The organism is Mesorhizobium sp. M2A.F.Ca.ET.037.01.1.1 (assembly GCF_003998075.1).
Lineage (GTDB): Bacteria > Pseudomonadota > Alphaproteobacteria > Rhizobiales > Rhizobiaceae > Mesorhizobium.
The window spans coordinates 1-3,614 of sequence record NZ_RZSA01000714.1; the positions used below are offsets into that span (position 1 = coordinate 1).

General features: G+C 64.0%; 6 protein-coding genes. 4 read left to right on the top strand and 2 right to left on the bottom strand.

All coding sequences use genetic code 11. From position 1 onward, the window contains the following. Window positions 1-50 precede the first annotated feature (50 nt). The gene (locus EOA27_RS27530; RefSeq protein ID WP_126083262.1) at window positions 51-1,106 is read right to left on the bottom strand and encodes an SDR family oxidoreductase; all 1,056 of its coding nucleotides are present in this window, start codon (window positions 1,104-1,106) and stop codon (window positions 51-53) included. Window positions 1,107-1,264: 158 nt separating this feature from the next. On the opposite strand from EOA27_RS27530, the gene EOA27_RS40965 reads away from it, so the two are divergent. Then, entirely contained in the window at window positions 1,265-1,441 is a 177-nt protein-coding gene (locus EOA27_RS40965) for a hypothetical protein (protein ID WP_189343168.1), read from the top strand. 206 nt (window positions 1,442-1,647) lie between these two features. Next, entirely contained in the window at window positions 1,648-1,947 is a 300-nt protein-coding gene (locus tag EOA27_RS27535; RefSeq protein ID WP_042642795.1) for a DUF982 domain-containing protein, read from the top strand. Window positions 1,948-2,075: 128 nt separating this feature from the next. Here EOA27_RS27535 and EOA27_RS27540 read toward each other — a convergent pair whose 3' ends face one another. Next, entirely contained in the window at window positions 2,076-2,795 is a 720-nt protein-coding gene (locus EOA27_RS27540; RefSeq protein ID WP_126083263.1) for a Crp/Fnr family transcriptional regulator, read from the bottom strand. A gap of 160 nt (window positions 2,796-2,955) precedes the next feature. Between EOA27_RS27540 and EOA27_RS27545 the strand changes: the two genes are divergently transcribed. Then, entirely contained in the window at window positions 2,956-3,189 is a 234-nt protein-coding gene (locus tag EOA27_RS27545) for a hypothetical protein (RefSeq protein WP_126083264.1), read from the top strand. A 30-nt stretch (window positions 3,190-3,219) separates the two neighbouring features. Beyond that, on the top strand, window positions 3,220-3,614 hold a 395-nt coding region (locus EOA27_RS27550; RefSeq protein WP_145970566.1), incomplete at its 3' end, for an alpha/beta hydrolase.

Consider the following 3,614-nt stretch of genomic DNA (forward strand, 5'->3'; position numbering starts at 1 on the left):
GCGCGAAGGCCGCGATGAGAAGCGCTTTCTTCATGGGATCCTCCTGGTGGTCAGTAGCCCCCGATGATCGGCAGGATCTCGCCGGTGATGTAGCTGGAGCATTGCGGCGAGGCCAGGAACACATAGGCCGGCGCGATCTCCTCCGGCTGAGCGGGCCGCTTCATCGGCGTCTTGGCGCCGAACTGCGAAACATCCTCCGCCTGCTTTTCCGACGGGTTGAGCGGCGTCCAGACCGGACCGGGCGCGACCGCGTTGACCCGTATGCCCTTGGCGATCAGGTTGCCGGAGAGCGCGCGCGTGAAGGCGTGGATACCGCCCTTGGTCATCGAGTAATCGACCAATTCCTTCGAGCCTTCGATACCGGTGACGGAACCGGTGTTGATGATCGCCGAGCCCGGTTTCATCTGCGGCACGGCCTCCTGCGCCATGTGGAAATAACCGTAGAGATTGGTCTTCAGCGTGGTGTCGAAATGCTTTTCGGTGAGATCGGCGAAGTCGGCCGAATGAACCTGGAAGGCCGCGTTGTTGACGAGCACGTCGAGCTTGCCGAAGGCCTTGACCGTCTCGGCCACCGCCTTGCGGCAGAAGGCGCGTTTGGCGACGTCGCCGCGCAGGGTGATGCAACGCCTGCCCTCGGCCTCGACCGCCTGCTTCGTCGCCTTGGCATCGCGGTCCTCGCTGAGATAGACGATGGCGACATCGGCGCCTTCGCGCGCGAACAGCACGGCCACCGCGCGGCCGATGCCGGAGTCGCCGCCAGTGATGAGCGCGACCTTGTCCTTGAGCTTGCCGGATCCTTGCCAGAACGGCGCCTCATAGAGCGGCGCCGGCTCGATCGCCCATTCCTCGCCGGGCTTGGGATGATGCTGCTTCGGGAAAGGCGGCACGGGGTAGCGGCGCGCGCCGGCCTGCATGGCGCCCGAGGCTTTCGGCTTCGGCTTGCTGCGATCGGTGGCATCGACCTGACGCTGGATGCTGCGCTGCCTGCGCGCGGCCTTGGCGGTGTCAGGTTTCTCCCCGGTGACTGATTTCTCCCTGGCGACTGATTTCTCCCCGGTGATTGGTTTTTGGGCTGCGTCTGATTTCGTTCGGCTGCTGGTCGGCATGATGGTCTCCTTTCAGGGGACAACGCATGTCGTCGCAAAAGGTTGGCCGCGGTTCGTCTCCCCCGCCGGGATGCCGCGGATACATCAAAGTTAAATGCGGCTGGCCGGTCCGGGGTGATAACCCTTCGTCAATGGGGGGACTCTCGAGGAGGAGTCCCATGGACGTTCGAACCTTCATCGGCAGCCTGTCGGCCGCTTTGCGGCGCCGGCGCGGCGCCATGCCGCTACCACCCGCGAGGGTGATCCGCGCTTCGCTCGCCGATGTGCCGCTGAGGCCGCGCCCGCGGCCGCCGCACCGGCCGGCGCCGCCGATCCGGCCCGCCAGCAACATGTAACCTCGAGCTTGTCGCGCCGACTTGCCGGCCGGATGCAACCGACCGGCGACATCCTCGTTTAGGCCCATCCCCAATCTTGTGGTGCACCATGAAATCCTTGCCTATAAACAGCCCTCTTCTCATCCTCGCTGCCGCAGTGGTCGCTCTGGCGCCCATTGCCGGCCTTGCCTTGCGCACGCGCGAATGGCTCGGATGGTGAGGACCCGATGAGCCGTTTCCTCCCCCTCACCATCCGCTTCGTCAGCGGCGGCACGATGGTGGTCACCACGGTGGCCGAGGCCAAGAAGGCGCTCGCCGGGACCTGGAAGAACAAGGAAGCGCCGGACTATCTCAAGGCGGCGCGGCTGGTGGACGATGCGATCGCGGGCACCTGCCGGCCGGCCGTCGCCTTTGCCGCCTTCAAGAAGGCCGCCGCGCAGCAGGGGCTGCTGAAGGAGGCCGCGCCGAGCGCCGCGCTCACCATGCTGGACGAGTTGTGGTCGCGCTCCAAGGTCCCGCCAAGCTAAAGCATGTCTCTCGAAAGTGGGAACCGGTTTCGGGATAAAGACATGCGTAAAATCAAAAACCTAAAGCGCATGGAGCGAATCTGAAAGATCGCGACGCGCTTTAGAAGGCCGCTCCATCCCGGCCGCCCCTATCTCGGCTCGCGCGACATGCTGAGATAGGTCGGATCGAATTCGGCGATCGTGACCAGCCGCTCCCAGTCGAGGATCGTGATCATATGGTTGGTCCAGCTGATGACGTTCATGCGTCGCAGGGTTCCGATCACCCTGTTCATATGGACGACGGACAAGCCCAGCACGTCGGCGAGCTGGGCCTGCGACAGCGGCAGGTGGAAGCTCATGTCACGCGTCTTCTTCACCACCTGCAGCCTGACGAACAGCTCGCATATGAGATGCGCGAGATGGGACAGCTTGGAGCGGCGCCCCATGGCCACGATCCATTCGCGATGGATGGCGCCATCGACAAGCGTGTCCAGCCAGAGCAATCGGGTGAGATGCGGCGCCTGCTCGGTGATCGTCTTGAGCTTGCTGTGCTCGGCCGCCGCCACATGACAGGGCGACAGCGCGACGATGCCGTGATCCATCGTCTTGAGCAGGAAGGCATGCAGGTCGACGAAATCGCCCGCGACCTGCAGCGAGGTGAACTGGCGGCCGCCGTCCTCCAGAACCTTGTAGCGGGCAGCCAGCCCGTCGATGATCAGGGTGCTGTAGGTCGGCCTGCTTCCTTCGACAACGATATCCTCTCCCGCGCCGAAATATTTCTCGATCGACAAGGTCGATGTGAGCAACGCTTTCTCTTCGTCCGAGAGAGCGTCATGCTGGCCGAGATTGAGATAGAGTGATTCCAGCATCCGGCTGCCTCCGTTCGCCACCCCTAACGCCGCAGGCCGACGCTGGTTGCGAGCGGTGCCGCGCCGAAAGCCGGCGCATAGCCAATTCTCCCTCTGGATCAGACGTTTGGAACCATGATCGCGCCCGCGAATTGACCGTCGGATTGGGACCGACGTACCGATGCAACGCTTCTATTTCGACCTTTACAACACCGAGCACAGCCAGGAAGATACGGAGGGACAGCTCTTCGCCAGCCGCGAGCGCGCCGGCATGGAGGCGCTGCGCATCCTGCATGACGTCGCCCGCGACGAGATGCCGGGCGGCAGGCATTTGACCATCACGGTTAAGGTGCTCGACGAAAAGCGTGACCAGATCTTCGAAGCGTCGCTGACGCTGGATTCGGCCTGGACGTGAGATCGGCCGGTCCAGATACCGGAGGCAAGCATGTTCGACGATTTCGACAGCCGTGAGATCGACACGGGTGAAGCCAGGATCTTCGCTCGCCGCGCCGGCACCGGCCCCGGCCTGCTTCTGCTGCACGGCTTTCCGCAGACGCATGCGATGTGGCGCGAGGTCGCCCCAATCCTGGCGCGGGATTTCACGGTCGTCTGCGCCGATTTGCGCGGCTATGGGCAAAGCTCCTGCCCGCCATCGGCCGCCGATCATGCGCCCTATGCCAAGCGCGCCATGGCCGCCGACATGGTCGCGCTGATGGAGAAATTGGGTTTCCGGCGCTTCATGGTTGCCGGTCACGATCGCGGCGGGCGTGTCGCCTACCGGCTGGCGCTCGATCATCCGGATCGCGTCGAAAAGCTCGCTGTGCTCGACATCATTCCCAC